Annotated in this window: 28 protein-coding genes and 1 pseudogene; 9 read left to right on the top strand and 20 right to left on the bottom strand. The window is 66.7% G+C overall.

Features of this window, described 5'->3' with window-relative positions; translation table 11 throughout:
* Positions 1-2 precede the first annotated feature (2 nt).
* From HT579_04215 to HT579_04250, 8 genes are all read right to left on the bottom strand, one after another.
* The gene (locus HT579_04215; protein QKS28208.1) at positions 3-803 is read right to left on the bottom strand and encodes a hypothetical protein; all 801 of its coding nucleotides are present in this window, start codon (positions 801-803) and stop codon (positions 3-5) included.
* 31 nt (positions 804-834) lie between these two features.
* Complete coding sequence (locus tag HT579_04220; protein QKS28209.1) at positions 835-1641, bottom strand: hypothetical protein; 807 nt, start codon at positions 1639-1641, stop codon at positions 835-837.
* Positions 1641-4154, bottom strand: coding sequence for a phage tail tape measure protein (locus tag HT579_04225; GenBank protein QKS28210.1), 2514 nt, complete (start codon positions 4152-4154; stop codon positions 1641-1643). The genes HT579_04220 and HT579_04225 overlap by 1 nt, the downstream gene beginning before the upstream one ends.
* A 34-nt stretch (positions 4155-4188) precedes the next feature.
* A complete protein-coding gene (locus tag HT579_04230; GenBank protein ID QKS28211.1) occupies positions 4189-4836 on the bottom strand; it encodes a hypothetical protein in 648 nt (215 codons plus the stop codon).
* Between the two features lie 144 nt (positions 4837-4980).
* Complete coding sequence (locus tag HT579_04235; GenBank protein QKS31495.1) at positions 4981-5388, bottom strand: hypothetical protein; 408 nt, start codon at positions 5386-5388, stop codon at positions 4981-4983.
* 44 nt (positions 5389-5432) lie between these two features.
* Entirely contained in the window at positions 5433-6179 is a 747-nt protein-coding gene (locus tag HT579_04240; protein ID QKS28212.1) for a hypothetical protein, read from the bottom strand.
* Complete coding sequence (locus HT579_04245) at positions 6176-6349, bottom strand: hypothetical protein (GenBank protein ID QKS28213.1); 174 nt, start codon at positions 6347-6349, stop codon at positions 6176-6178. Before HT579_04245 ends, HT579_04240 begins: the two co-directional genes overlap by 4 nt.
* Positions 6350-6352: 3 nt before the next feature.
* Positions 6353-6796 (bottom strand): hypothetical protein, encoded by a 444-nt coding sequence (locus HT579_04250; GenBank protein QKS28214.1) that lies wholly within the window; start codon positions 6794-6796, stop codon positions 6353-6355.
* A gap of 47 nt (positions 6797-6843) precedes the next feature.
* On the opposite strand from HT579_04250, the gene HT579_04255 reads away from it, so the two are divergent.
* A complete protein-coding gene (locus HT579_04255; protein ID QKS28215.1) occupies positions 6844-7449 on the top strand; it encodes a plasmid pRiA4b ORF-3 family protein in 606 nt (201 codons plus the stop codon).
* Here HT579_04255 and HT579_04260 read toward each other — a convergent pair.
* From HT579_04260 to HT579_04290, 7 genes are read right to left on the bottom strand one after another with little or no spacing between them, the layout of a single operon-like run.
* Positions 7442-7726, bottom strand: coding sequence for a hypothetical protein (locus tag HT579_04260; GenBank protein ID QKS28216.1), 285 nt, complete (start codon positions 7724-7726; stop codon positions 7442-7444). The genes HT579_04255 and HT579_04260 overlap by 8 nt on opposite strands.
* Positions 7727-7734: 8 nt before the next feature.
* Positions 7735-8739, bottom strand: a complete 1005-nt coding sequence (locus tag HT579_04265; GenBank protein ID QKS31496.1) for a major capsid protein — start codon at positions 8737-8739, stop codon at positions 7735-7737.
* A 17-nt stretch (positions 8740-8756) separates the two neighbouring features.
* On the bottom strand, positions 8757-9134 hold the full coding sequence (locus tag HT579_04270) for a head decoration protein (GenBank protein QKS28217.1): 378 nt from the start codon (positions 9132-9134) through the stop codon (positions 8757-8759).
* Between the two features lie 3 nt (positions 9135-9137).
* Positions 9138-10397, bottom strand: coding sequence for a S49 family peptidase (locus tag HT579_04275; GenBank protein ID QKS28218.1), 1260 nt, complete (start codon positions 10395-10397; stop codon positions 9138-9140).
* Position 10398: 1 nt separating this feature from the next.
* Entirely contained in the window at positions 10399-11877 is a 1479-nt protein-coding gene (locus HT579_04280; GenBank protein ID QKS28219.1) for a phage portal protein, read from the bottom strand.
* Entirely contained in the window at positions 11877-12083 is a 207-nt protein-coding gene (locus HT579_04285; protein QKS28220.1) for a hypothetical protein, read from the bottom strand. The genes HT579_04280 and HT579_04285 overlap by 1 nt, the downstream gene beginning before the upstream one ends.
* Before the next feature lie 11 nt (positions 12084-12094).
* On the bottom strand, positions 12095-14668 hold the full coding sequence (locus HT579_04290) for a phage terminase large subunit family protein (protein ID QKS31497.1): 2574 nt from the start codon (positions 14666-14668) through the stop codon (positions 12095-12097).
* A 494-nt stretch (positions 14669-15162) separates the two neighbouring features.
* Between HT579_04290 and HT579_04295 the strand changes: the two genes are divergently transcribed.
* The 8 genes from HT579_04295 to HT579_04330 all read left to right on the top strand — a co-directional run bounded on the left by HT579_04295 (position 15163) and on the right by HT579_04330 (position 19613).
* Positions 15163-16152 (top strand): DUF932 domain-containing protein, encoded by a 990-nt coding sequence (locus tag HT579_04295; protein QKS28221.1) that lies wholly within the window; start codon positions 15163-15165, stop codon positions 16150-16152.
* Between the two features lie 97 nt (positions 16153-16249).
* The gene (locus tag HT579_04300; protein QKS28222.1) at positions 16250-16810 is read left to right on the top strand and encodes a DUF3489 domain-containing protein; all 561 of its coding nucleotides are present in this window, start codon (positions 16250-16252) and stop codon (positions 16808-16810) included.
* Positions 16807-17109, top strand: coding sequence for a hypothetical protein (locus tag HT579_04305; protein QKS28223.1), 303 nt, complete (start codon positions 16807-16809; stop codon positions 17107-17109). Before HT579_04300 ends, HT579_04305 begins: the two co-directional genes overlap by 4 nt.
* A 96-nt stretch (positions 17110-17205) precedes the next feature.
* Positions 17206-17418, top strand: a complete 213-nt coding sequence (locus HT579_04310) for a hypothetical protein (GenBank protein QKS28224.1) — start codon at positions 17206-17208, stop codon at positions 17416-17418.
* 49 nt (positions 17419-17467) lie between these two features.
* A complete protein-coding gene (locus tag HT579_04315; GenBank protein QKS28225.1) occupies positions 17468-17740 on the top strand; it encodes a hypothetical protein in 273 nt (90 codons plus the stop codon).
* Between the two features lie 185 nt (positions 17741-17925).
* On the top strand, positions 17926-18189 hold the full coding sequence (locus HT579_04320) for a hypothetical protein (protein QKS28226.1): 264 nt from the start codon (positions 17926-17928) through the stop codon (positions 18187-18189).
* Between the two features lie 94 nt (positions 18190-18283).
* Positions 18284-18646 carry a hypothetical protein gene (locus tag HT579_04325; GenBank protein ID QKS28227.1) on the top strand — a complete coding sequence of 121 codons (363 nt, stop codon included), beginning with the start codon at positions 18284-18286 and terminating at the stop codon, positions 18644-18646.
* Between the two features lie 226 nt (positions 18647-18872).
* On the top strand, positions 18873-19613 hold the full coding sequence (locus HT579_04330; GenBank protein ID QKS28228.1) for a hypothetical protein: 741 nt from the start codon (positions 18873-18875) through the stop codon (positions 19611-19613).
* Between the two features lie 345 nt (positions 19614-19958).
* On the opposite strand, the gene HT579_04335 is transcribed toward HT579_04330, so the two are convergent.
* The 5 genes and pseudogenes from HT579_04335 to HT579_04355 form a co-directional block, all read right to left on the bottom strand.
* Positions 19959-21197, bottom strand: a complete 1239-nt coding sequence (locus HT579_04335) for a site-specific DNA-methyltransferase (GenBank protein QKS28229.1) — start codon at positions 21195-21197, stop codon at positions 19959-19961.
* Positions 21194-22536 (bottom strand): annotated as a pseudogene (locus HT579_04340) (DNA modification methylase). The gene HT579_04335 and the pseudogene HT579_04340 overlap by 4 nt, the downstream one beginning before the upstream one ends.
* A gap of 554 nt (positions 22537-23090) precedes the next feature.
* Positions 23091-23636 (bottom strand): hypothetical protein, encoded by a 546-nt coding sequence (locus tag HT579_04345; GenBank protein QKS28230.1) that lies wholly within the window; start codon positions 23634-23636, stop codon positions 23091-23093.
* A complete protein-coding gene (locus tag HT579_04350) occupies positions 23626-23853 on the bottom strand; it encodes a hypothetical protein (GenBank protein QKS28231.1) in 228 nt (75 codons plus the stop codon). Before HT579_04350 ends, HT579_04345 begins: the two co-directional genes overlap by 11 nt.
* Positions 23850-24329, bottom strand: coding sequence for a hypothetical protein (locus tag HT579_04355; GenBank protein QKS31498.1), 480 nt, complete (start codon positions 24327-24329; stop codon positions 23850-23852). The genes HT579_04350 and HT579_04355 overlap by 4 nt, the downstream gene beginning before the upstream one ends.
* Between the last annotated feature and the right edge of the window lie 263 nt (positions 24330-24592).

A 24592-nucleotide genomic window follows, 5' to 3' on the forward strand; every position in this document is an offset into this window, starting at 1 on the left:
GCTCACTTCCGAAGCGCCAGCCCGACGCCTCCCGCCGCCCGGTCGCTGCGGAAGAAGACCATCCACTCGTCGGCGCCGATCGTCACCGTGTCGCCATTGTTGAAGTGCTGCATGTGAACACAACGCAGGTGCGGCAGGAATCCGAGCAGCACGCCGTAGCCCCCCGACTGCACCATCACCCGGATCGGCATCAGCGGCGCGAGTCCGTTGAACTGGTTGGTCGTCTCGGGTGGGCCGTCGCGCCAGAGCGGGACCGAGCCGCCGGCGCCGAGCCATCGGTAGCCGTCCACCTCGGCGCGCAGCGCGAGCTGGTGCGCGTAGTAGTTGGAGACCGCTGGCGCCCAGAACTGGTGGCCACCGTAGAACGCGCCACTGTCGTAGATCCCGGTCTGGATCAACTGGCCCACCGCGAAGTGCGTATTGGCCTGCGCTGGAGAGACGAACACCCCGGCCAGGAGATCGGGATTCGTCTGCGCAAAGAGATGCCAGGTACACGGAAAGAGTGAGGCGCTCTGCGTGCCGACACGGTTGGGGCAGGTCAACGCGGAGGAAATCGCGTCGGGTTGGTTGTCCCAGGCGCGTGCGCTGCTGTATCCGGTCGAGCCTTTGAGCGCGAGGGCGTAGCTGGCTGGAGCGTGGTGGGTCGAGAAGTCCGCCCAGACGGCACCCCGGTTCAGGTGCAGACGGTAGTCAGCCCCGTCGGCGGCGTAGGCGTTGACGGTCCAGCCGTTCGCCCCGGCGAAGCGGTAAAACGCGTCGAGCAATTGATTGGCGGTCGAGGCGACGCCGGTGGCGTAAGTCATGCGGTCGTCCAGGAAGCGGGGAGGTGATTGTTTACTGCAGGCGCAACGCGACGTAGTTGCCGATGCCGGTCGACGCGACGTCCTGCAGCACCAGGTGGTTCACCCCGTCCACGATGACGAGGTTCTCCGAGGCACTGCTGAAACCCGAGACGTGATACAACCCGTCGATCTCGCCATAGATCGCCGTCGCGTCGTAGAGCACCAGACCGGTCAGCGGATAGACATTGCCCGGCGAGTGTTTGTAGGTCTGCCCCGCGGGGTAGCGCGACGGCGTTGCCCAGACCCCGGCGAGGTTGCGCATCTGGCAATTCCAGATGGTCGAGACTTCCGACCAGCGGCGCCCGCCGAAGTAGTAGTTGTCGGTGCCGGAGACGAAGAACGGGTAAGGAAACTGCCCGGGCGTCGCATAGGGCGTCAGGAAACCCAGGTGCATCAGCATGTAGCGGCTGCTCACCTTGACCGCGAGGATCGCCCGCCGGCCGTTGGCGACCAGCCAGTAGCTCATCGGGCTGTTCCACAGCGACAGGTAATGCGCCGGGCTCACACCCGGCTGGCCCGCGAAGTTCGCGCCGGAGAGATAGCCGGTGTACCCGAGTACCTGCCACTGATAGAGATCCGAGGCGGCCGTTTCCTGCGAGAACAGCCCGGCATAGATCGCGTCCGTGCCGCCGAGACCCGGCGCCTTCAGGATCAGTTCCTGCGTCGACGCCTGCTGCACCCAACGCAGTTCCTGCCACGCCTGGCCGGCGGCGACGAGACTCGGGTGGCCGGTGACGAAAGCCCGGAAGCGGCCCAGCAGATCCCGATGGTCGGCCGCGATTCCCGATTCGTACGCCATTACGCCAGCACCTGTTTCACCGCCCCGGCATTGCGGGCGAGAACGTTGAGAATCGTCCGCTCGCCGGCGGACGAATTGAGGTAATCGTGCGCCAGCGACGGATCGACGACGTTCACGATGCGCACACTCGGCTGGGCGGCGCCGGCCGGGAGAGACGGCTTGAGGCTCTCGACGAGACCGCCTTCGGCGAAGGCCAGGCGGCCTGCGGTCACCCGGGGCCCACGAGCGATGCCGTTCAGCGCGTCGAGGAACGACACGCCGACCGTGCGCACGGCGGCGGCCTGGAGCACGTACTCGCCGGCCGACAGGCGCGCCGGGATCGAGTCGGAGGTGGAGGTACCCGGACCGGTGACATAGCCACCGGCCGCAAGACCACGGCCGCCGAAGAGGGATGCGATGAACCCCCCGAGACTCGCACCGCCCGAGCCTTTGCCGAGACTGCCGAAGAGGCTCTCGACCAGTTTCTGGGCGGCGATCTTCTGAATGGCCAGGAGGACCGAGCGCGCAAAATCGGCGAACGCCTCCTTGGCCGACTTCGCGCCCGAGCCGATGGACTCGAACAGTTGCACGAAGCCGTCCTCGATTGCGCCGTCGATGCGCCGGGCGACGTCGTCGGACTCGGTTGCGAGTCCCCGTACTTCGACTCGCAGGCGCGCGACGCGGTTGATCGCCTCCTCGGATCCGGTTGCGCGGGCCAGGGCCTCCATCCGGGGAATCAGACCCTCGACCTCCTGCGCGGTCTGCTGGTGCAGGGTCAGGAGGCCCTGCCGCATCTGCGATTCGGTGAGCAGGCCGGCCTCGCGCTGCACCTGGAGTTCGCCTTCGGCGATGCGCATCCGCTCCATCACCGACTGGAACTGCGACTCCAGCCGGCCGAGTTCGGCGAGATCCGCCTCGACGTCGATCAGGCGAGTGACCTCGGCTTCGCCTGCCTCATCCCCGGCTGCCTTCAACCGATCCAGCAGCGGCTGGTACTCCCGCGTCAGCTTCTCGCGCGTGATCTCGCCGCCGGCGCCACCGCGGATCTCGGCCAGGCGTTGCCGGACCTGGGCGAGTTCGTTCGCCAGATCGGCTTCGGCCTGGGCCGCCTTGCGGGCGTTCTCGATCTCGACGTCGGCACGCTCGCGGTTCAGCACGATCAGCTCGGCTTCGAGCTTCTTCACTTCGGCCTTCGCGCGCAGACGGGCACTCTCGTCCTTGCCGGTGGTCGTCCCCTTCGTCTGCTCGGCGAGTTCCTGCTGTTTGGCGGCGATCTCGGCGTCGATCGCCGCTTGGGCGATCTGCGCCTTGGCCGCATGAAACGCACGGATCAAGATCAGGTGGTCTTCGAAGGCCCGGTCGTAGGCTTCCCGAGCCCGCTTGAGACGGTCCTGCAGGAGGCGCAGTTCGGCTTCGGCGTTCGCCTTGATCAGAGCCAGACGCGCGCCGCTGGTGTCCGGGCTGCCCGCCGACCGGGCGAGCCGCCCGGCGATCGATTCCCCGGTTGGTCTGACTTCCGGCTTCTTCGCTTCGGCCGGCTTCGGATTGAAGAGCCTGTCGTGGAACTGGATCACCCGGTCGCGCCGCGCGGCGAGGCTCGTCTCCAGTTCGCCGAGGATCGTCTGTGCCTGGCTGACGTTTCCTTTCAGTCGCGCGACGCCGGCAGCCACACCCGCCCCGATCGCTTCGCCCAGGGCGAGAAAGCCGTTGGCGGTCACCGCCGCACCCAGCGCCAGGGTCTTCAACGCCAGAACGACGCCGTCCAGGATCGCCTGCAAGCTGCCACCGTTCTTCGCCGACTCGACGAGTCCGCGGGCGAGATCGCTCAGCGCGGGCAGGACACTCGCGGCGACGCGGTGGGCGACACCCTGCAAGGCGGCGCGCAGGAGGTTCAGGTCGTCGTTGAACTCGGCCGCCCGGGTCGCCGTCTCGCCGGAAATCTCGCCGCCGAGTGCGCGAAACTGCGCCGTCAGTTCCCGAATGCCGTCGGCACCGCGATTGAGCAACGGGATCAGGTCCGTCCCGGCCTTGCCGAAGAGCTTCACCGCCAGCGCGGACTTCTCGGGGCCATCCGGCATCGCCTGGAAACGGGTCGCCAGATCGAGCAGCACCTGGTCGGTCGCACGCAGTTCCCCGGTGCTCTCGCGGAAGGTGATGCCGAGCGCGGCAAAGAGGCGTTGGTTCTCGCTCGACCCGGCGGCCGCTTCGAACATCGCCGTCGAGAGTCTCTTGAGCGAGGTGGCGAAGGCCTCGGCGCCGACGTTCTCGTGCTGCGCGGCGAGCTTCAGGGTCGATAGGGCTTCTACGCTGATGCCGGCCTTCTGCGACAGTTCATCGAGTTCGTCGGCGGCGTCGATGCTGCCCTTGATGAACGCAACGAAGCCGGCGCCGCTCAGGGCGACGCCGAGGGTGCCGAGGAGCCCGTTCACCGAGCGGGCGTGGTCGGTGAGTGCCCGCAGGTTGCCCTGGATCGACGCGAAGGCCGAACGCGTCTGGTCGATGGCGGTGACGAGGATCTGGGCGCGGTTGGTCATGGAGGCTTCGGTGTAGATGAGATTCGAGGTGGCTTCACACTTGGTTGAGTTCCCGCCGGATCGCTTGGGCGATGCGGGGCAGGTTCCGGCGCACGGTGCCTTCGAGGTCGAGGCGCTTCTTCAGCGACACGCTCCTCACGAGCACGGCGACCGGAATCTCCTGGCCGCGCTGCAGACGCTTCACGCCCGTTCGGTCCCGCTCGGCACGCTTGAAGCGGGCGAGCTCGCGATCGTTCTCCCGGATGTTCTCGGCCATCAGGATCGCCTGGCCGCCTCTCTGGATGAAGAAGGCGTTGCCCGAGCGCATCAGTCCGTCGATGATGGCCCGGAAGCGCTTCCGGCCGATGCGCTGGTGTTCGGGCAGCAGGGGGATCAGCATCCGGCCGCTGATCGTCCCGCCGCTCTCGTGGATGCCGAGCCACGGTACCCGACTACCGATCCGCAACGCCGGCAGTCGGTCGGGACGCCGATCGAACACCGTCGCCCGCAAGGACTTCAGGAAGCCGGCTCGCCGGATCTGTAACGCCGACTGCATCTGCGCCCGGGCCTGCGCCGCCACCTCACGCCCCGACTCCCGAAACCCTCGGGCGACGGCGGCCTGGATCTCCCGCTGCCGCTGGGCGGTCCACGCGCGGAACTCCCGCGGCTCGCAGAGACCCGAGGTGGTGAGGCTAATCTTCACGGCTGAGGGTTCTCTGCAAGCGGGTGATGGCCTCGGACTCGCCCTGGCCACCGATGGCGACGACGAGCAAGAGATCGGCGAGACGCTGCCGTTCCGCGCGGTCGGCGGCGCGCAGGAAGGCCTCGACCTGCGCCAGCGTGTAGTTCAGGATCTCGGGGTAGCGGTGGCCGGCGGCGAGGAGGCGCTGGACGGCATCGCTCCAACGATCGCGTGCGTCCGGGCGGCGAGCCTGCGGGCGACCCGATCGATCTCCGGACTCACGCGCCGGACAAAAAAATCGGCATTGACCTCCAGCAGGGCTTCGGCCAGGCGGATCGCCTCATCCAGGGCCAGACCGTCGACCCACAGGCGTGGACGGCGACTCGCCAGCGCCACGGCTTCGAGCAGCGACTCGCCGTGGTCGGCGCAGATGCCGAGCCAGTCGATCGCCGTCGTCAGTTGCTCGGCGAACGGTCGGATCGCCCGCACGAAGGCCGGCAGCTCGCCGACGCGCAGCGGCGTCAGATCCAGAGTCTCACCGCGGATCTCGATCGAGACGGGCAGCGGCGGCAGGGCGGCAAAGTCGCTCTGGGCGGGGGACACAGGCGCCGTTCCCATCAGAGGAGCTGCACAATCTTGCCAAACTGACCGAGCGCCGCATCGACCGGCTTGCCCGGATCCGCCAGCAGCGAGCCCTCGAGTTCGAACTGGTTGTACTCGTTCGAGATGAAGGCGATCTCCTTCAGCGGATCGAAGGCGATGCGGTAGAGCTCGACCAGCGTCTTGGCGTTGCCCTGCGCGGTGTTGATCCCTTCCAGGCGCAGGAAGCGCTCGGGTGCCGGCTGCGTGAAGATGCCGATCTCGGTCACCGCGCCGTAGCTGTAGCTCGCCTTGAACGGTTGCACGAAGCTCGCCAGATTGAGGAACTGGATCGCACCGAAGTCGCCATCGGCCGTGTAGTGGGTGCCGAGCGTGAGCGACGCGCCCGGGCTGTCCTTGACGACCAGCGCCGACACCTTGGGGTGCGCCAGCGCATAGCGGTCGCCGACGACCACTCCGGTCGGTAAGGGCTCGTCGGTGACGGTCCCGGTCGGGCTCTGGACAAAGTGGCCGTACAGGGCGAGCGCTAGGTTCTCCTTGGTGAACTCCTCGATGGTCAGCGTCACCGTCGCGGACTTCTGCTTGATCATCCGGTGGTCGAGCGAGCGACTGCCGGATTGGGACTCGTAGTGCTCGATCACCTCGGTCTTGAGGGCGAGCTTCAACTCGGCAACGTTGCCCGGCGTGCGCAGTTCGATGGGGTTGCCGCTGGCGTCGCGCTTGCCGAGATAGACGCGGCCCTGGAAAGAGGCGTAGTAGCTCATTGGGATTTCTCCGCAGGGAAATGGAGGGCTGGGGTGGGCGTGGCACGCGCCGGGCGAGCGGTTTCCAGAGCGATCAGCCAGCGCGCGAGATCGTCGTCGAGTTCGATCACCGTGCCGGGTGCGTGGGCGACGCCGGCGTGGGTGTGGGGTTTCAGGAGTTCAACGTGCATGGGTCATCCTTGGCGCGTGAGGTCGTGGAACTGTGTGCGGTAAGTGATCTGGTAGCGGGCCGGCAGGGCCGCGGCGCCGGCATCGGCGTCGTCCACGTCCCACTCGCAGTCCAGTTCGCGCAACCCGAGCGCGAGGCCACCGAGGTTCGCGTTGTGAAACAGCGCCGCATGTGCGGCGACGAGGATCTGGTCGGCCCGTGTTTCCGGAGGAACAGATCGGGCCTCCCGGGCGAGCGCGACGAGCCGCACGATGAGTTGTCGCTCGACCCGGTCGTTCGGTCGCGCGACGATGGTGTCGGACTCGGGGAAGAGCAGCAGCGCCGGAGAGGCCTCGCGCGGCACGCCGTGCACCGGCGAACGCAGCAGGGTCGCACCCTGCGCGGTGGCGACCGGCGCCAGAGTGGCCATCAGCGCTTGCAGGATCTGTTCGCGGATCGATTGGGGCATGCGCCAGGGTTCCGTAAAATGAGATAAACACTGATCAAGGATCCGCCGTGGCCACCGCATCGAAGAAACCCGCACGAACCGTCTTCACCCTGAAGATCGAACTCGTCGACAGCCAGCCGCTCATCTGGCGCCGGATCGTGATCAGTGGTCATGCGAGCTTCGCCGTGCTCCACCACGTCATTCAGGCCGCGATGGGCTGGCACGACGCGCACTTGCACGAGTTTCGGGTCGGCGAACAGCGCATCGGCGTCCCGGACCCGGAGTACGACAACCCCGACCGGCCCACCGCGATCGAGAAGAACATCCGCCTCAATCGCCTGCTCGGCACCGGCAGTACCTTCACCTATCTCTACGACTTTGGTGATAGCTGGGAGCATCGCCTGAACGTCGAGCAGGTGAAGGATGCCGGCGATCGTCATGGCGATGGATGGATCGCCCGGGTCGAGAGCGGAGAGCGCGCGTGCCCACCGGAAGATGCTGGCGGCATCGAAGCGTACCAGGACTTTCTGGCACGCTGGGAGCACGACCCCTACGGCGAAGAGACCGAAGGCCTGCGCACTTGGGCCGGGCTCGACTTCGATCCCGCGCGCTTCGACCGTCTGGCGGCGAATGCGGCCATCGACCGCATGTTCTGGAACCGCTGGGTCAAGTGATCCGGGTGAGTGTGGCGCGGCACTCCGAGCCATCGCCGACTTGCCGCACCTCGCGAACCCGGTAGCGCTGGCCCTGGATCGTCAGTTCGTCGCCGGTGGCCAGCGCCAAGCGCTGCGCCGGATAGCGGATGGTGTAGCCGCGGCTGACGCCGAGCCCGTCCAGCACGTCCTCGTCGGGCGCCCGGAAGTCGACCCAGACGACCACGCCGGCACACTCCGCCGCGGTGAGCAGACCGGCATGGGCCGCGGCGTCGTAGAGTTCCTCGAGGGTCGCCATGGCGAGGATCACTGCATGACGAGCTTCACCAGCACGCCCGGCCGGTGACACATCGGCAACGGGTTCGACTGCGTGTGGAGATCGGTGCCGCGGTCGAACTTCCGCGGTTCCTGCTTGGCGTACAGCGGCTGGCCCAGCGTGTTCACCGTCTCGTTGAAGTCGGCTGGCGCGACGTAGGTGCCGAAGGTATCCACCGTCCCCTGCGGGAAGCAATGGCCTTCGCCGGCCTCGATGAAGCGACGGGACACGCCGCTGGCGTCGGTCGCCTGACCACGGTACTCCTCGAAGGTCAGCCCGCCAAAGGTGAATCCCGCGCGCATGTCGTTGATCAGCACCGCGCCCTGCTGCCAGTTCTCGTACGCCTTCTCGACCTTCGGATGGCCGGTCAGCTTCTCGAAGAACTCCGGCGAGACGAGACAGTGGATGCTGCTCATGAACTCGCCCAGCAGGTGGTCCTCGACGTGACGCAGCACCTCGGCACACTTCGCCTTGACGTTCGTCGTGTCGACGTTCAGCGCGAAGTTCACGGTCTTCGGCGTGATGTCGAACTCATCGAAGAGATCGACCAGCGTCGACCCATCGGCATCCAGGATCACGCCCTTGAGCGCCCCCATGCGCAGGTGCTCGAGCGTGATCGCGTGCTTGTTGCGCATCGTCTCCAGATGCCGGGCCATCACGCCGGCGATCGTCTCGACCTCGGACTCGCTGCCGAAGGCCCGCACGCCCTGGACTTCCTCCGGCAGCACCACATCATCGTGCGGGATGTGCGGCACGACGAACGGGCGCAGCGTGCGTTTGCCGCGGCGCCCGACGGTCCCGGGCGACCCCGGCGGCAGCGTCGGCAGCAGGTTCAGCACGCCATTGCGTTCCTCGACGATCAGTTGGCGCTGGCGCACCGGCTTGATCGGGAACAGTTTGAGCGCTTCCAGGCGCCCGTAGCGGTTCGGCAGCAGGTTGATCGCCACCGTCAACGCGGCCATCGAGAAGGCCGGCGTGTGAAAGGGATTGTTCATCGGCATGGCAGTTTCCTTCAGACGGAGGGACGAGCCAGGATCCCCAGGCTCTTCAGGGTGGCGAGGGCGGCGTTCTTCTCCGCAGGCGTGATGCCAGCCGGCCAGACCAGGGCGGTATCGGCCACGACCGCGTGCCGGCCGACGATCAGGCCATCGGGACGATCCTGGAGACGCGCGTCGATCGCCCCCAGCAGGACGCCGCTCGGGATCTCGGTCCCGTCGCTGGCGGACGGATCGAGTGCCTTGACCTGGCCGGTCGCGGTCACGGAGCCGACGACAGCACCCAGCGCCAGGTTCTGGCCCGCGGCGACGGTCACGCGATCACGCGAGTAGAGATTGGGCGCCTCGTACTTCAGGAGGTCGCCGAGGTTGTTGGCTTCGGTGAGGGCGGGCATGGATCAGTCCTTTCCGGTAAGTTTCTTGACCGCCTGGATCAGCGGGTTGTGGTCGGGCGGCGCTTCGCGCGCCGGGGAATCGGGGCCAAGGCGCGAGTCGATTTCGAGACCCTCGGCGCGTGCCGCCAGCAGCGCGCGGCGCACCTCCGCGGCGCTGGCTCCTTGCGCCAGGAAGGTCACGATGCGCTGCGGATCACCTGCCAATTGGCACAGTTCGGCGATCGCCAGGGCCTCGGCGCGCGTAGCGTCGATGGCCGACTGGACGGCGTCGTCGCCGGGCGATGGCAGGGCGCCATGGGACGTGGCGGGTTCGGCTGGAGCCGCGGTGTGCTGCGGGACGTCTGGGGTGATGCGTTCGGTCATGGTGGAAACCTCCTGAGAGCAAAGGGAAGAGGCAAGGAGCGATCGGCCTGCCGTGAGCGGGCGCCCCGGCGAACGCCGCGCAGCCAGAAACACACCGAAGTCGATGACGGCGTCGTCGAAGCTGCCCTGGGCATCGGCGAGACCGGCGTTCAGCGCTTCGGGACCGAAGTACAGTCCCGCTTGGGTGCCGCGCACGAGGGCCGGATCGAGGTCGCGCATGGTCGCGACGTGGTCGATGAAGATCCCGTACAGCCGGTCGAGTTCGGTCTGCAGGCGGGCCTGTGCGGCCGGGTGAAGCGGTTCGTGCGGCGAGAAGTCGTTCTTCTGTTCGCCGGCGGTGATCGCCGTGTAGCGGTAGCCCTGCTGCGCATCGCGCGCCGACTGGTCGACGTGCAGCGCGATGACGCCGATCGAGCCGACGCCACCCGTATGGGTGACGTACACCCGCGAGGCAGCCGAGGCGAGGACGTAGGCCCCCGAGAAGGCCGAGTCGGCCGCGATCGCCCAAACGGGCTTGACGGCATTCGCCGAGCGGATTCGTTGCCCGAGTTCGAAGACCCCACCCGCCTCGCCGCCGGGAGAGTCGACATCGAGCAGGATGCCGGTGACCTCGGGGTTGGCCACCGCGGCGTCCAGGAGCGCCCCAATCTCACCGTAGGACGTCAGGCCCGAGGCCGCTTCGAGTCCCAGTGTTCGGCGCACCAGCGTGCCGTAGACCGGAATCACGGCAATGCCGGGCGGTGCATCGGGCGCTACTCGCGGCGAAGGGCGTGCGACGGCCGCGTGTGGTTCGGGCCAACCGATGCGCGCTCCAAGCACGGCGAGCAGGATGTCGAGCTTGGCCTGAGCGAGCAGGAGCGGCGTCCCACAGAGACGGGACGCCAGGTGTACGAGCGGCATGTCAGGATTCCTGTGGATCGGGTGGCGGCGCCGGAGCCGCCGCCGGCTCGTTCTGGTTGTCGTACCGCGGATCGCTGTCGAACCGCAGTCCCAGCGCATCCGCTCGGGCGTTGTCGGCGGCAATCTCGCGGTCGATGTCCTCGGCGTCGTAGCCAAACGACGAGATCGCTTCCGAGCGGCTGGTGAGCCCCGCCCGGATGGCGAGCTTCAGGGCGTTGAACTCTTTCTGCGGATCGACCCACTGCCAGCCCTGCGGGATCCATTTCGCCGTGAGGGTCGCACGGGGATCGCGCGCGAAGCCGGGCACATCGATTTGCCCGGCCAACACCGCCTGCTCCAGCCACGCCCGCCACACCGGCCGGCAGAGCTGATGCACGATCACGCCGTGCTGCAGCATCTCGCAGCGCCGGCGGAATTCGAGGAGGCCGGCGCGGATGCTGGAGTAGTTCACCCCGGTGAGATCGCCGGTCAGTTGCTCGTAAGTGATGCCGATCGCGGCGGCCACCGCGCGGAACTGATTGCGCAGGAACTCACTGTAGCTGCCGCCGAGGTCGGCCGGGTCGGAGAACTTGATGTCTTCGCCGGGCTCGAGGATCTGCAGCGTACCGGGTTCGAGCCCGGCGAGCGCCACGCCGGCAGCGTCGGCCAGGCCTTCGCCCATCAGGTTGTCTTCGGGACTCTGGCGCGTGATGAAACCAGCGAACATCGCGGCGGTCTTCTTGCGCACCAGTTCGGCGTCGTCGTACTGGTCGAGCTCGTGCAGCTTGACCAGCGCCCGCGCGAGCCACGGCTCGCCGCGGATCTGGCCGGGTCGCAGCGGGCGGTAGAGGTGGATGATCTCGGTCGCCGGCACGCGCACGGTGTCGAGTCCACCGGCACCCGACATCGGTGAGAGCGCTCCGTCTTCGGGGTGCGAACGGTACAGGTGGTACGCCACCCGTTGCCCAAGGCGGTTGAACTCGATGCCGGCGCGCACGACGTTGCCGCTCTCGGCGACGGTGTTGAGCGTGACCGGCAGATGCTCGGGTTCCAGCACCTGCAACTGCAGCGGAACGACCAGCCCATCCTCGATGCGGCGGTAGCGCAGACGGACCAGCGCTTCACCGCCTTCGAGCATCGCCCGGCAGGCGAGCGCCTGCAAGCCGTAGAAATCGGTGAGTCCGGCGGCGTCGGCCTCTTCGGTCCAGTCCCGGAAGAGTGCCTGCAGCCGCTCGCGAAGCGCGACGTCGGCCACCATCGACTGCGGCTTGATGCCGGTGCCGATGGCGTTGGCGACGAAGGCATCCAGCGCCGCCGCGGCCCAGGGGTTGCGACGCACGAGGTCGCGACTCTTGGCGCGCAGTTCCGTCTGCGTCGAGAGCAGGGCGGCAATCGCGCCCGGATTGCCGGGCATCCAGGCGAGCGTGCGCCGCCCGCTGCCGGTGCCGTCGTAGATCGGCAGGCTCGCGAAGCTGGCCTTGATCCGCGTCCAGAAGCTCATCAGAAACCCTTGTCGGTGGTCACGCGGATCTGGCGCGTGCGCCGTGCGCCGGCCGCGCGGGCGAGAGACGCCTCGACCTCGCGGATCGCCGCCTGGATCTCGTCGACAGTGCGGTACTCGACGGTCTTGTCGCCAAAGCTCACGCGTTTCTCGCCAGTCGCCAGCGCCTTCTGCAGCGCGAGCAGTTGTTCGTTGCTGTAGGACATGCTGTGGGATCTCAATTGAGCCAGCGGCTGCGGATGACGCGTCGGGTGGTCCGTCGGGTCCCGGAAGCGACGAGGCCAGCGCTGGGGGTGGCCTCGGGGTCCGGGGTCGGCAGAGTTCTGCGCGGTTCGTCGGGCAGCGCGAGGCCCAGCTGTCGTTCGAGTTCGCGCCAGTGCCGTTCCTCGAAGCGGTCAAGACCGGCGGCGGCAGCGGCGGCGCGGGCGTATTGGTAGCAGTCGACGCCCTCGTTCCGCTCGCGCATCTTCTGCCACTCGCGCACCGCGAAGCCTCGGCGGTCGCGACGGGTGACCAGCTGCTCGGCACAGAGCTGCTGCAAGTACTCGGCGTCGACCTTCGGCAGATGGACGTAGCCCGCGGGGTAGCGCAGGGTGCTCCCGTCGTCGGCGACCTCCGGCGTCTTCTTCAGGTTGTTGTACAGCTCCAGCTTGGCGATGCCGCCAACGACCGAGAACAGCTTGATGCCGCGGCGCAGCCGTTTGCCACCCAGCGACACTTCGACCGCCGTCGGTGTGCCGATCAGGGCGGCGCCGCGGGCAATGCCCTTGACCGCCATCAGTCGCGGATCGTGGCAGGCGCGGACGAAGGCATACGCTTCCTGCGTCGCGAAGCCGGTGTCCAGCGCGAAGCGCGCGAGCGGCACCTGCGCGCCCGAGTCGTGCGTCCACGTTTCGCTGAGCAGCGCGCCCAGTTGCTTCCAGACGGTGTCGCGGGCGGTGTCGCCCATCAGCACGCGGTGCTCGACGAGCCACGACTCCTTGCCGCGGCCGAAGGCCCAGATCGAGGCTTCGATGCGATCCTTCTGGACGTCGGCGCCACCGACCAGCAGCAGACCGCCGGCGGGGATGCGGCCGATCGGGTAGTCCTCGCGACGCTCCAGCAACCGCTGCCAGTCGGGCGCTTCGCCTTCCTCGACCCAGGTCTCGCCGAGTTCGGTGTTCTTGAAGGTCTTGATCGCGGCCGAGGAACCGGATTCCTGGCGCACGGCGCTCTCCCAGGCGGCGGCGATCTCCCGCCAGCTGCGCCAGCCGATCGGGCTGTACAGACTGGAGAGGTGAAAACCGGCGGTCTTGCCGCTCGCGGGTGCCAGCGCCCGCCACTCGCCTTGCTCGAGCATGCGCGTCTTGTGATGCTCGGCGATGGGTTGTTCGCAGGACTCGCAGACGTAGGCCGCGGTCTCCGGCCGGCCCTTCTCCCAGCGCAGTTGCTCGAAGCGCAACCATTGGCGATGAGCGCAGTGCGGGCACGGCAGGAAGTAGCGCCGCTGGTCGCTGGCTTCATACTCGCGTTCGATCGCGCTCGCGCCGGCGATCGTCGGCGTCGAGACGATGAAGATCTTTCGGCGCGCAAAGGTGCGGGTGCGGGCTTCGGCCAACGTGATGGCATCGCCCTCGCCGTCGACGTCGGTCGGATAGCCATCGACCTCGTCGAGAAACAGGTAGCGGACCGGCATCGAGCGCAGGCCGACCGCGCTGTTGGCGCCGGTCATCACCAGCACGCCACCGCGGAACTCCTTCGCCAAGATCGTGTTGCCGGCATCGCGGCTACGGGCTGGCGCGATCCGCTCGGCCAAGACCGGCGATTCCTCGATCAGCGGGTCGATGCGCTGCTTCGAGTTGCGCTTGGCCATGTCCACTGTCGGCGACACGGCCATCATCGGACCGGGCGCGTGGTGGATCACGTAGCCGATCCAGTTGTTGCCCATCTCCGTGTTGTGGGTCGGGATCCCGCCGCGACCGCACAGGTACAGGTGGCTCGGGGAGTCGACCGCAATACAGCGGACCGGAACCGAATCGACCGGGCGGATGGCGGTGATCGCGCGCTTCTCGCCTTCGCCGGGGTGGCCATTCGCACCCGGCGGACGGGCGACCACCGAGAATCGCCAGACCGCATGCCCGGCCAGTCGCTCACGACCGACCATCTCGGCCGTGGTGACGGTGCGCGGTCCGAGCGCGTCACATCCTTCCTCGAGGATCGGCCAGCGGTGGCCCGCATCACAGACGATGACCTCACCGCCTGCGAACTCGATCGCGAAGCACGCCCGGTCCAGCAGCACCGGCGAGATGCCGGTGACGCGACACGGCCGGCCGTCGTCGGCGAACACCACGTCACCGGAAACCAGGTCGCCCATCGTCGTCCAGCCGCTCGGCGTCGGGACGGGTGTCGTCAGCGCGAGCGGGGCGCCCAGCTGTGCGCCCTTCATGAAGACGATCCGCTCGACCGGCGAGGTCGGCGACAGGCAGTCCATGATCGCCTTCAGATACGGCGTGCGGCTCGTCCGCCAGCGGCCCGGTTCCGCCGAGGCCTTGCTGGAGAGCATCCGGTGGCGGTCGGCCCACTCGGACACGGTGAGCAGCGGGTCGGGCATCAAGCCTTCGTGCCAGGCCCGCTCGATGTCGAGTGCGCCGTCGTAGTCGAAGTCAGCCATCAGTCCACCCGCGGGCGAAGCTCGCCCAGCTCCTGCAAGTGCTGGCGCACCGCGCCGTCGAGCGCGATGTGCAGGCTGTGGGGATCGACCCCGAGCTGCGAGGCCATCTGCGCCGAGACGCGCGCCGGCCAGTTGAGCCAGGCATCGCGCTCGGCCCGTGCCAGCTTGAAGACCTGCGCGAGGGCCTGCGCGCGGTCGATCAGGTCGCCCTTGAGTTGCGCCAGCCGCACCTTGTTGGTCTGCGCCTTGACGACCTCGTTGACCGTTCGTGCCTGGAGCAGCGACGTGCCGCCCGCGGCGAAGGTCGGCGTCGCTGCTTCGCTTGCGGGTTCCCGCACGGCGACTGTCTCGGCCCGGCGCGTCGTGCCCGCGCGGGGCGTCTCCGAATTCCTCGCCCAATCCCGGTCGGCGCGGTCGGGATCGATGGTGCCGTCGGCCTCCGGCGTGATCCGCCCGGCGCGGATGGCCTTGTGGACGGCCGTGTCCGAAACCCCACGGTGCCGGGCGTAGGCGCGAATCGACAGCCCCATGATCGTCCTCAAGCCGTGCCGCGGTGCTCCATCAGAAAACGCTTGGCTTCTGTTTCGAACAGCGCGTTCATGTGTTCGTCATCAACCACCGCCGAGGAGAACACCATGGCACACCAAATCGACTTCACCACCGGCCAGGCCGCCATCGCCTATGCCACCGGATCCGAAACCCCCTGGCATGGCCTGGGACAGACCGTGGACCCGCATGCCCCGGTCGAGGTCTGGCAGAAGGCCGCCCAGCTCGAATGGCAGGCGCTGCGCGCCGAAGTCCAGTTCGACAGCAGCGTCTCCGGTGCCCGCGAGACCTACACCGACAAGCATGTGCTGTACCGCAGCGACTGCGGCGCCCCCTTGTCGGTGGTCTCGTCCGACTACCGAGTGGTCCAGCCTGCGGACATCCTCCACTTCTTCGGCGAGCTGGCGGCAGCCAGGCAGTTCAGCATCGAGACGGTCGGCGCGCTGATGGCGGGCCGGCGCATCTGGGCGCTGGGCCGCGTCGGCGACAACGCCCGCATCCTCGACGACGAGGTCGCGCCCTACCTGCTGCTCGCCACCTCCTACGACGGTACGATGGCCACCGTCGCCCGCTTCACGACGGTCCGGGTGGTCTGCAACAACACGCTGCAAGCCTGCCTGCGCAACGCCTCGTCGCAGAGGCAGGTGACCATCTCGCACCAGGCGATCTTCGATCCCAAGGAAGTCCGCGCCGACCTGGGGATCGCCCTCAACGCCTGGGAGGAGTTCCAGCACAAGGCCGGGCTGATGGCCCAGCGGAAACTGAGCACCCTCGAAACCGACGCCTGGCTGCTGGACCTCTTCCAACCCTTCATGCCCTATGGCCAGACCTACTCGCCGGAGCAGGTCCGCAAGTCCAAGGGCTACCGCCGCATCCTCGACCTCTTCGCCGGCGAGATGATCGGCGGCGCCCAGGACGCGACCGACAAGACGCTCTGGGGACTGCTCAACGCCACGACCGAGTACATCGACCACGAGAAGGGCCGCATGCAGGACAACCGCCTGAACGCCGCCTGGTTTGGCCCGGGCGCCCGCTTCAAGGATCACGCCTTTGCGCTGGCCGAGAAGCTGGTGGCGTAGGCAGGGACACCGATCGGAGGCCAGGCAGAAAGAGCTTGGCTTTCCCCGCGCACAGCGTGTTCATACGCATGTCATCAACCACATCGAGGAGCCCGACATGAGCACCCTGACCCCGACCCAGATCGAAGTCCTCACCGCTGCCGCCGACCGACCCGATGGCCGCATCGAACCCCTGCCGGCAAGGCTGCCCAGCGGCGCCCGGAAGAAGGTCCTCGCCAGTCTCCTGAGCCGTCACCTGATCTTCGAGACGGCGGTCGGCGACGAGATCGTGTATCGGCTGACCGCCGACGGCTGCGCCGCCGTGGGGCGTGAGTGCGCGCTGCCGGAGCCCATCACCCCGGACGCCGAGATCGATGCGGCGGTGGCGGCCATCGAGGCCGAGTGGGGACGAGACCAGGCGCCGCCGGATCCGCAGCCGGACGTCGTCGAGCGCCGGCCGCGAACCCGGGAGAACAGCAAGCAAGCGCTGGTCATCGCGATGCTGCACCGCCCCGAGGGCGCGACGGTTGCGCAAATTTGCGCATCCACCGGATGGTTGGGCCACACCGTCCGAGGTTGCCTGGCAGGCGCGCTCAAGAAGAAGCTCGGGCTGACCATCACGTCCGAGAAGGCAACTGGCCGCGATCGCGTCTACCGCATCGGAGAGGTGGCGCAATGACCCGCATGCGCTACCCGCAAGCGACGCCGACCGTGTTCTCCGGCGCGAAAGCCTTTGTCGAACAGCACGGCGTGACGGTCTGGTGCGAGCTGTGCGACACGGTGACGCCAGACCAGTGGTTCCACGTCACGGCGACCGCCCGGCAACTCGACTGCCTCAGGCGCTACAGCAAGCCGGAACGCTACCTCCAGGCCGTGCTCAAGGCGGTCATCGCCGACTTCGAAGAGCGCCCCGACGCCTACGAGTGCCGCCCACCGGTGCAGCTCAAAGGACTGCGCATGACTGAGGCGAAAGTGTGAAATCTCAGGGTGCCGAAGAAAGCTTGAGAATCCGCTTGGCTTCGGCACCAGACAGCGCGTTCATACGATCGTCATCAACGCCACCAGGAGCCCGACATGAACACCCTCAGCGCCGAAACCATCCGCCGCCTGATGCGGCAAAATCGCAAGACGATTCGGGGCATCGCTCAGGAGTGGAACCTCACCATGAAGCGCGTACGCTACGTCCGCAACCACGGGGTCACCGGCGAGCACTTCGTGCGCGACTGGCTCGAGATCCTGACCGGCAAGGATCCAGAAGATCAATCTTCTGCTTGGCTTCCGGAGTGAGCAGCGCGTTCATGTGTTCGTCATCCACTACGCCATCCGGAGCAGCGCCATGACCCCGACCCAAGCCAAGAACCTCGACACCCTCGGCAACCAACTCGCCACCGCCGCCCTGACGACCCTGATCCGGCTGTGGTCCGAGATCCGGACCGCCAGTGACGCGCAACGCGAGGCCGCCCTCGCCGCGATGCGGGCGAAGTCGGGACAGGCCATCGACGAGTTGCTCGAAGACGGCCAGGCCTGCCCCTGGATGGCCGAGACGATCTTCGCCAGCGCGGTCATGACCCTGGTCAACGCCGGCATCAAGATCCTGCGCGGCAACTGATGCTCGACCGGCGGCATCAAAACGCCACACAGCGCGACAGTGCAAGCCGCAGGGCCAACCCTGACGCGGCGGCACCAAACAGGCTCCAGGTGGCCCCGAAGAAGATTGAGAATTCTCTTGGCTGACCGCTCGAACAGCGCGTTCATACAGTCGTCATCAACGCAGCATCCACCAGGAGACGCCCCATGAACCCAGCAGACTACATCGCCAACCTTGCCGAGACTCAGGGCCGCGAGGCCTTGACCAACGCCCGCGCGACGATCGAGCGCGCGCTGGCCGAACTCGACCATTTCATCACGCGCTACGAGGAAGTCGATGGCCTGAAGCACAAGGCCGACGTGCTCAACTGGACCCTCAACCACCTGGCGACCTACATCCCGAACAACGTGCGCCTCGACCTGATCGCCGGAGCACAAGCCGAACTGATACGGGCCGACGCCAGACGATGAAAGCCAACGGGCAGGAGGCCAGATTAAACTTGGCTTCCTGCTCGGACAGCGCGTTCATACGGGCGTCGCCACCACACACCGCAAGGAGACCACCATGACGACCCAAAGCATCCCCGCCAGCCACAACGATACTTGGGGCCTGAACGGTACCCTCGAAGACCAGGCCGAGGCCGCTTGGCCCATCGCCATGACCACCATCGCCGCAGCGACCGGCCAGCCGCTCGAAGCGGTGCGGGCCTTCCTCGACAGCCGTCATGGCCGCCAGTTTGCCGACGACGTCCTTAACGAGCGGGCCAAGGGCAAGGACCTCGAGCAAGCGATCTACGCCGCCGTCGCGCGGTGGATGGTCTGGACCATCGGCCGCCAGACCTCCCGCGACTATGGCATCCCCTGCGGCCTGCCCTACTTGACCGGGTTTGTGGTGCACTGCGAGATCGCCGAAGAGCTGGCCGCCTGACCCGCTCGAACGTGCCAGGCTGCGAAGGCTATGCGCATCTTGCAGCGGTCGTTCGGTGACAGCATGTCAAGTGGTGCAATCGAACTGAAATCGCTTCTTCAGGAAAGGTCTCCCAGAGGTGCAAGGGACGCCCCTCTGAGCATCTGCTAGTATTTCGTTGTTCTTGCACCAATCTGGACTCTGTCCCAAGAAGGGACGAGCAGCGCTTCGCGAGGGAGATCAACCGGTGGACAACGTTCAAGCGCTCGTGGCGGAACTCGTAGAGGAATCCGGCACCTTCCCCATGACACGACCACACGGCGGCATGCTGCTACGCCGGATTCAACAGGATGGCTTCTTTGAAGAAAATGGGCTCGTCGTCACCGCTGAGGACGCGCTCTACTGTCAGCACTACGCGGCCTTGGCCATTCTTGCCAAGGGAATAAGCGAATGTCTGAAGCTGAATCCCTGCGACGGCGCATCGAACCTAGACGAGCTAGTTGAGCTGGTCTGCCGAAAGGACCTGCCTACATACGGCCGGGCAGCTTTCCCTGAATACCAAGGACTTCCACACGAGATGTTACCTCCCGCGCTGGTATCGCTTGCGGTGGAGGCAGTCTCGGGGAAGCCAAGCCTACGCGGCCTTGGCGATCCGGATCTCGTGCACGAATGGACCATCAAGCCTGGGATTCGCCTCTTCAAGGAATTCCTTGAGCGGCTGCGAAGTAGTCCGGCAACAGTGAAAGCCTTTTGTGCCCCCGGCGGTGTCGCTGACCTACTCAGGGACGGCAAGATGGGCGAGAGCCAAGTGATTGCGGCGGTCGCGCAGTCTATGCTTCTTATCCTCGCGCCAGGAGCATTCTGGATACCGATTGCGGTAGTCGCGAGCACGATCCTCGTCAAGCGGGGATTGTCGCTTCTTTGTGACAAAGGCGCGCGCCGGTCAAAGGACACTGGTACGGCCGACGATGGCGGCGTAAAGCCGTAGTAGTACGAAAGGTTACCGCTGCTGACCCCAGATGCCGCTAAGCCGATGGAGCCGTTGCGGCTGCCTGCGCTTGCGGTGCCCAGCCTACAACAGGCTCTGGGTGGCGTGCGATTAGAGTATCGTTCGCCGGATCGCCGAAGGTTGTTTTTCTTCGGCTGTCTCGCTACGTCGTAGCCTCGAGCACCGGTCGGTGCGTGAAACACGAACTCGATGACTCAACGAGGTAATGAAGGCCGGTGCCAAGAGGTCACACGGGCTAGTGCCCCGTTGAACTTCAGCGTTCGCGCACCATCTCGCTAGGAGTCTGGCAGTGTTCGCCTGGTCGCGGTTTATCACCTTCGCTCTTTACTCGCCGAACGTCACGCCATCCGACTCTCGGATGGCTTTCTTTCCGCTGTGCTCCTGCCAGCGGCGAACGATGGTGCCGACGTATCTCGGATCGAGTTCCATGAGCCGCGCCACGCGCCCCGACTTCTCGGCGGCGATCAGCGTTGTTCCCGACCCGGCGAAGCAGTCGAGCACCGTATCGCCGGGCTGGCTGGAATTGCGAATCGCGCGCTCAACGAGTTCCACGGGCTTCATCGTCGGATGGACGTCGTTCTTGACCGGCTTCTTGATCTGCCACACGTCGCCTTGGTCGCGGTCGCCACACCAGTGCCGCTTGCTGCCTTCACGCCAACCGTAGAGCATCGGTTCGTACTGGCGCTGATAATCGGCACGCCCCATCGTGAAGGTGTTCTTGGCCCAGATGATGAACGTGGACCAGTGGCCGCCAGCGGCGCGAAACGCCGACTGCAGCACGTCGAGTTCGCTCGAGGACATCGCGATATAGACCGCACCGTCGCAGCGCGCGAGCCCCGGGGTGAGGGCTGCGACCAGGAAGTCGTAGAACCCGTCACCCAGGTTGTCGTTCAGGATCGGGCGGTCTTTGCCGCGCAGCTTGTCCTTCGCGCTGTTGGCGTAGTCGACGTTGTACGGCGGGTCTTGCCAAAGCATCGCCACATGCTCGGTGCCGAGCAGCGCAACGTAGCTCGCCTCCTGCGTGGCGTCCCCGCAGAGCACGCGGTGCTTGCCGCAGATCCAGACATCGCCGAGTCGCGAGACCGGTGTCTCCGGAACCTCGGGCAAGGCGTCATCGTCGGTGTTGCCATCGGTTCTGGTCTCCTCCCCGGCCAGGATCTCGAGCAACTCATCGGCATCGAATCCGGTCAGCTCCAGGTCGAAATCGTTGCTCTGGAGATCCGCCAACTCGACGCGCAACATCGCGTCGTCCCAGCCGGCGTTCTCGGCGATGCGGTTGTCGGCGATCACCAAGGCGCGACGCTGGGTCGGCGTCAGATGGTCGAGCACGACCACCGGGACCATGTCCAGACCCAGCTTCTGAGCAGCAGCGAGGCGCCCATGTCCGGCGACGATCACGCCATCGCTGCCCGAGAGAATCGGGTTGGTGAAACCAAACTCGGCGATCGAGGCGGCGATCTGTGCCACCTGCTGATCACTGTGCGTCCGGGCATTTCGCGCGTAGGGCAGCAGTTTGGCCGTCGGCCACTGCTCGATCTTGTCGGCCAGCCACGAAACGTTCATGCCGCCTCCTGTTCGCGGGAGCGCCGCTCGGCGGCGACCTCGTCGAAGGTCTGGCCGGTCGCCAGCAAGGTCGACGGCACTCCGGGAAAGTTCTGCCGGAAGCGTTCGATCGCCACATCGACGTACTCGGGCGCGATCTCGACCGCTCGGCCGATGCGGCCGGTGCGCTGCGCCGCCAGCATCGTCGTGCCCGAACCGCCGAAGGGGTCAAGGACGATCTCCCCGGGATTCGTGTAGGCCTCGATGACGAACTCCGGCAGCGCCACCGGGAACACAGCCGGGTGGTCGATGCCCTCGCCGATCGATCCGCGCTGGCGGGTACAGGTCACGACCGAGTCCGGGATGCGGAAGTCTTGCGTCACCTTGCCGGCATGGTTCCAGCCGGTGCGCTCGCCTTCCCTTGTACGCAGTCCACCGCTACTGCTGCCGTCGGCCTGCAAATGCTTGTCCTGACCGGCGAACTTGCACGGCACCGTCTTGTTGGGCTTCCTGGCCTCGCGGTTGAAGTGGAACAGAAACTCGTGCCGCGGCGCGAGGCGACCGGCCCAGTCACCGGGAACGGTCACGCCCTGATCCCACACGTACCAGCCGAAGAAGCGCCAGCTCTGGCGCGGCATCCAGGAGAGCCAGTCATCCCAGTAGCGCACCACGCTACCCTCACGATGCACCAGGCCGAGGTTCACCAGCATCTGCGCCGCCGCTGCCATCACGGTCATCGCCACGGCGAAGACGCCCTGCATCAGCCGGTCCCAGTCGGCGATCCCGCCGGTCGTGTAAGCGCGCCGGTCGTGTAAGCGCGCTGGTTGGCGTACGGCGGGCTGGTGACCAGGAGGTTCGCGCGGTCCTCACCCATCAGCGCGCCGATGACGGCGGGGTCCGCTGCATCGCCGCAGGCCAGACGGTGTGAGCCCAAGGCCCAAACGTCGCCGGTTCGGCTGACCGGGTGGACGGGCGCATCGGGAACATCGTCGGCCGCATCGGGCTCGTCTTCGGTCGGCTTCTGGCCATCGTCATCGGAGGGTTCGGCGTCACCCAGCAAGCGCGAGATCTCCTCCTCGTCGAACCCCGTCAGCGCCAGATCGAACTCCGCGAGCTTCAGGTCCTCGAGTTCGAGCGCCAGCAGCGCCTCATCCCACTGCGCCCAGGAAGCGGATCGGTTGGCCAGCAGGCGAAAGGCCTTGATCTGCGCATCGGTCAGTTCATCGGCCAGGACGACCGGTACCGTCGTCAGCCCAAGTCGGCGCGCCGCCTTGAGTCGCAGGTGCCCATCGACCAGTTCGCCGGTGCTCCTGGCCACCACCGGAATCCGAAAGCCGAACTCGGTGATCACCGAGGCCATCTGCTCCACGGCGTGGTCGTTCTGGCGGGGATTGCGGGCGTAGTCGATCAATCGCTCGATCGGCCAGTGCTGGAGCGTCAGTTCGGGTGCGGCCAAGGCTCACCTCGGCAAAAGAAAGCGGCCCGGACGGAGGTCGCGGGCCGCGAGGGGCGCTGAAACAAAAAACCCGCCAGAGGGGCGGGTGGATAGGGGGATGGTACAGACTACCTGGGGCGGGTTCCGGGTGCAACCTGCAAACTATGCAAACCTTGATTTGCGCCTTGACGCTAAAATTACTCTGCGAGCACGCCTCCCACATGGCATATTTTGCCGGAAGGACCCATTTAAAATCAATAAGTTACGTGCTGCAGAATTTTTCGCTACATCATATTGGCATATTCCATTTGAATGTGTAGATGCTTCTGGGATCAGCACAAGAGCATAGCGCCTTAAGGAGGCAGACCTACCGGACGTCCCGTCCCGGCGAGCCTCGCCGTTCCCAAGCAAAAGCGCCTGCTGGAGAGCCCCGGCAGGCGCTTTACTTTGAAGATGCCCAAATGCTACGCCTTCGATGTTCACCGATCAAGGGGTTTCGCTGGAACCGCTCGCAAATATCCATAATGCATAGCCAGCATGCCCAGCGCGGCGACCAGAATGCCCCGCGCCTCGGGCTGCGACAGCGCTCGGCCGTTCCAGCCCTGCTGCGCCGACCACTCCTTCACGCTCTGCCCGAGGCCGGCGACGTGCCAGACCGCCGTGCCGCCCGGACTGCCGATGCCGCCGACCGCGTCGAGCGCTTGCCCGACCCGCTTGCGGGCGTAGGCGGCGCGCTCACTGATGCCGTCAGACCACTGCCCGCCGCGAACGCGGTCGAGCGCCAGCGCACGCGGTCCGTGCAGCTGTGCCCACACGAAGGTGGCGGCGAACTGCTGGCCGGCGTCGTGCATCGGCGGGGTGATCGTGCCGTTCCGCAGCAGGAGGCCCAGCGAATCGACGGTCCGGAAGTGCGCGTTGCCCGCGTGCTCGCCGGACTCCTCGCGCACCCACTCGACGGTCCGCCCGCCGGTGACGGGCACCGTGACGCCGGTCTTCAGCGATGGGGTAATCCGCTTAGCGCTCATCGCGAGACCCTCCCACGGCTGCCCGCTGCCGGCGTCCGTAGAGCCGGTTGCCGATACCTTCGAGGAGCATCCGCTCCGAACGGTCGGTGACCGTATCGAGCGGCACGGCGAGCACGCCCTGCTTGTGCCAGGCGGCGGCGCGCATCGCCCGCAGTTCATCAGCGGTCGCGGGCGCGACCGGCAACAGCCGCGCGAGGGCACAGGTCAGCCGGCTCATCGCGCACCGCCTTTCAGCGCCCACTGCAGCAGCGCGAGGGCGTCCGCTTCGTTGTCGTCCGCAGGGTCGAATCCCTGGGCGCGCATCGCGGCGATCACCTCGGCTTTGCCAGCGTTGCCCTTGCCGGCGGCGTGTTTCTTGATCGTGCCCACGGGTACCCCCTGGTACGGGATCTGGTGGTGCTCGCACCACGCAGTCAGATGGGCCAGGAAGCCGCCGTAGGCGTGTGCCGCATCGACACCGGCGTGCCGACGCACTTCCTCGAAATGCACGGCCTCGATGCCGTCGGCCGCGTGTTTGACTTCCGTGAGCCAGCGCTTGAAACGCAGGTAGCGCATGCCGCCGCCCTCGAAACGCCGGGGCGCGAAGGACTCGCTGCCGCTGGTGGTCGTGCCATCCCGGTGGCGCAGCGCCCAGCCGGTGTGGGTGCCCAGGTCCAGGGCTAGAAGACAGCGGGGCGATTCCGCCTGCAGCATCACGGTTCGGTTCATACCGCCTCTCCCTTCTCGATCGTCAGCACCGCTCCAAGGGAGGGCATCGCTACAACAAATCGGTTGCTTCTTCATCGCAGGCCCTCCTCGACCCTGGCATGACAAGTGAGTGTGGCACGAGGTTGGCAATGCCGCGTCAGCGGGCATTGCCAAGCTATCTCGTAGAGATAGGTGAACGCGCGCCAACTTCTCTGTGATGTAACCCCATGATTACAAATCGTTTTTGAGGTTGGCAGGAGGTTGGCATG

The organism is Candidatus Accumulibacter similis (genome assembly GCA_013347225.1).
GTDB classification, from domain to species: domain Bacteria; phylum Pseudomonadota; class Gammaproteobacteria; order Burkholderiales; family Rhodocyclaceae; genus Accumulibacter; species Accumulibacter similis.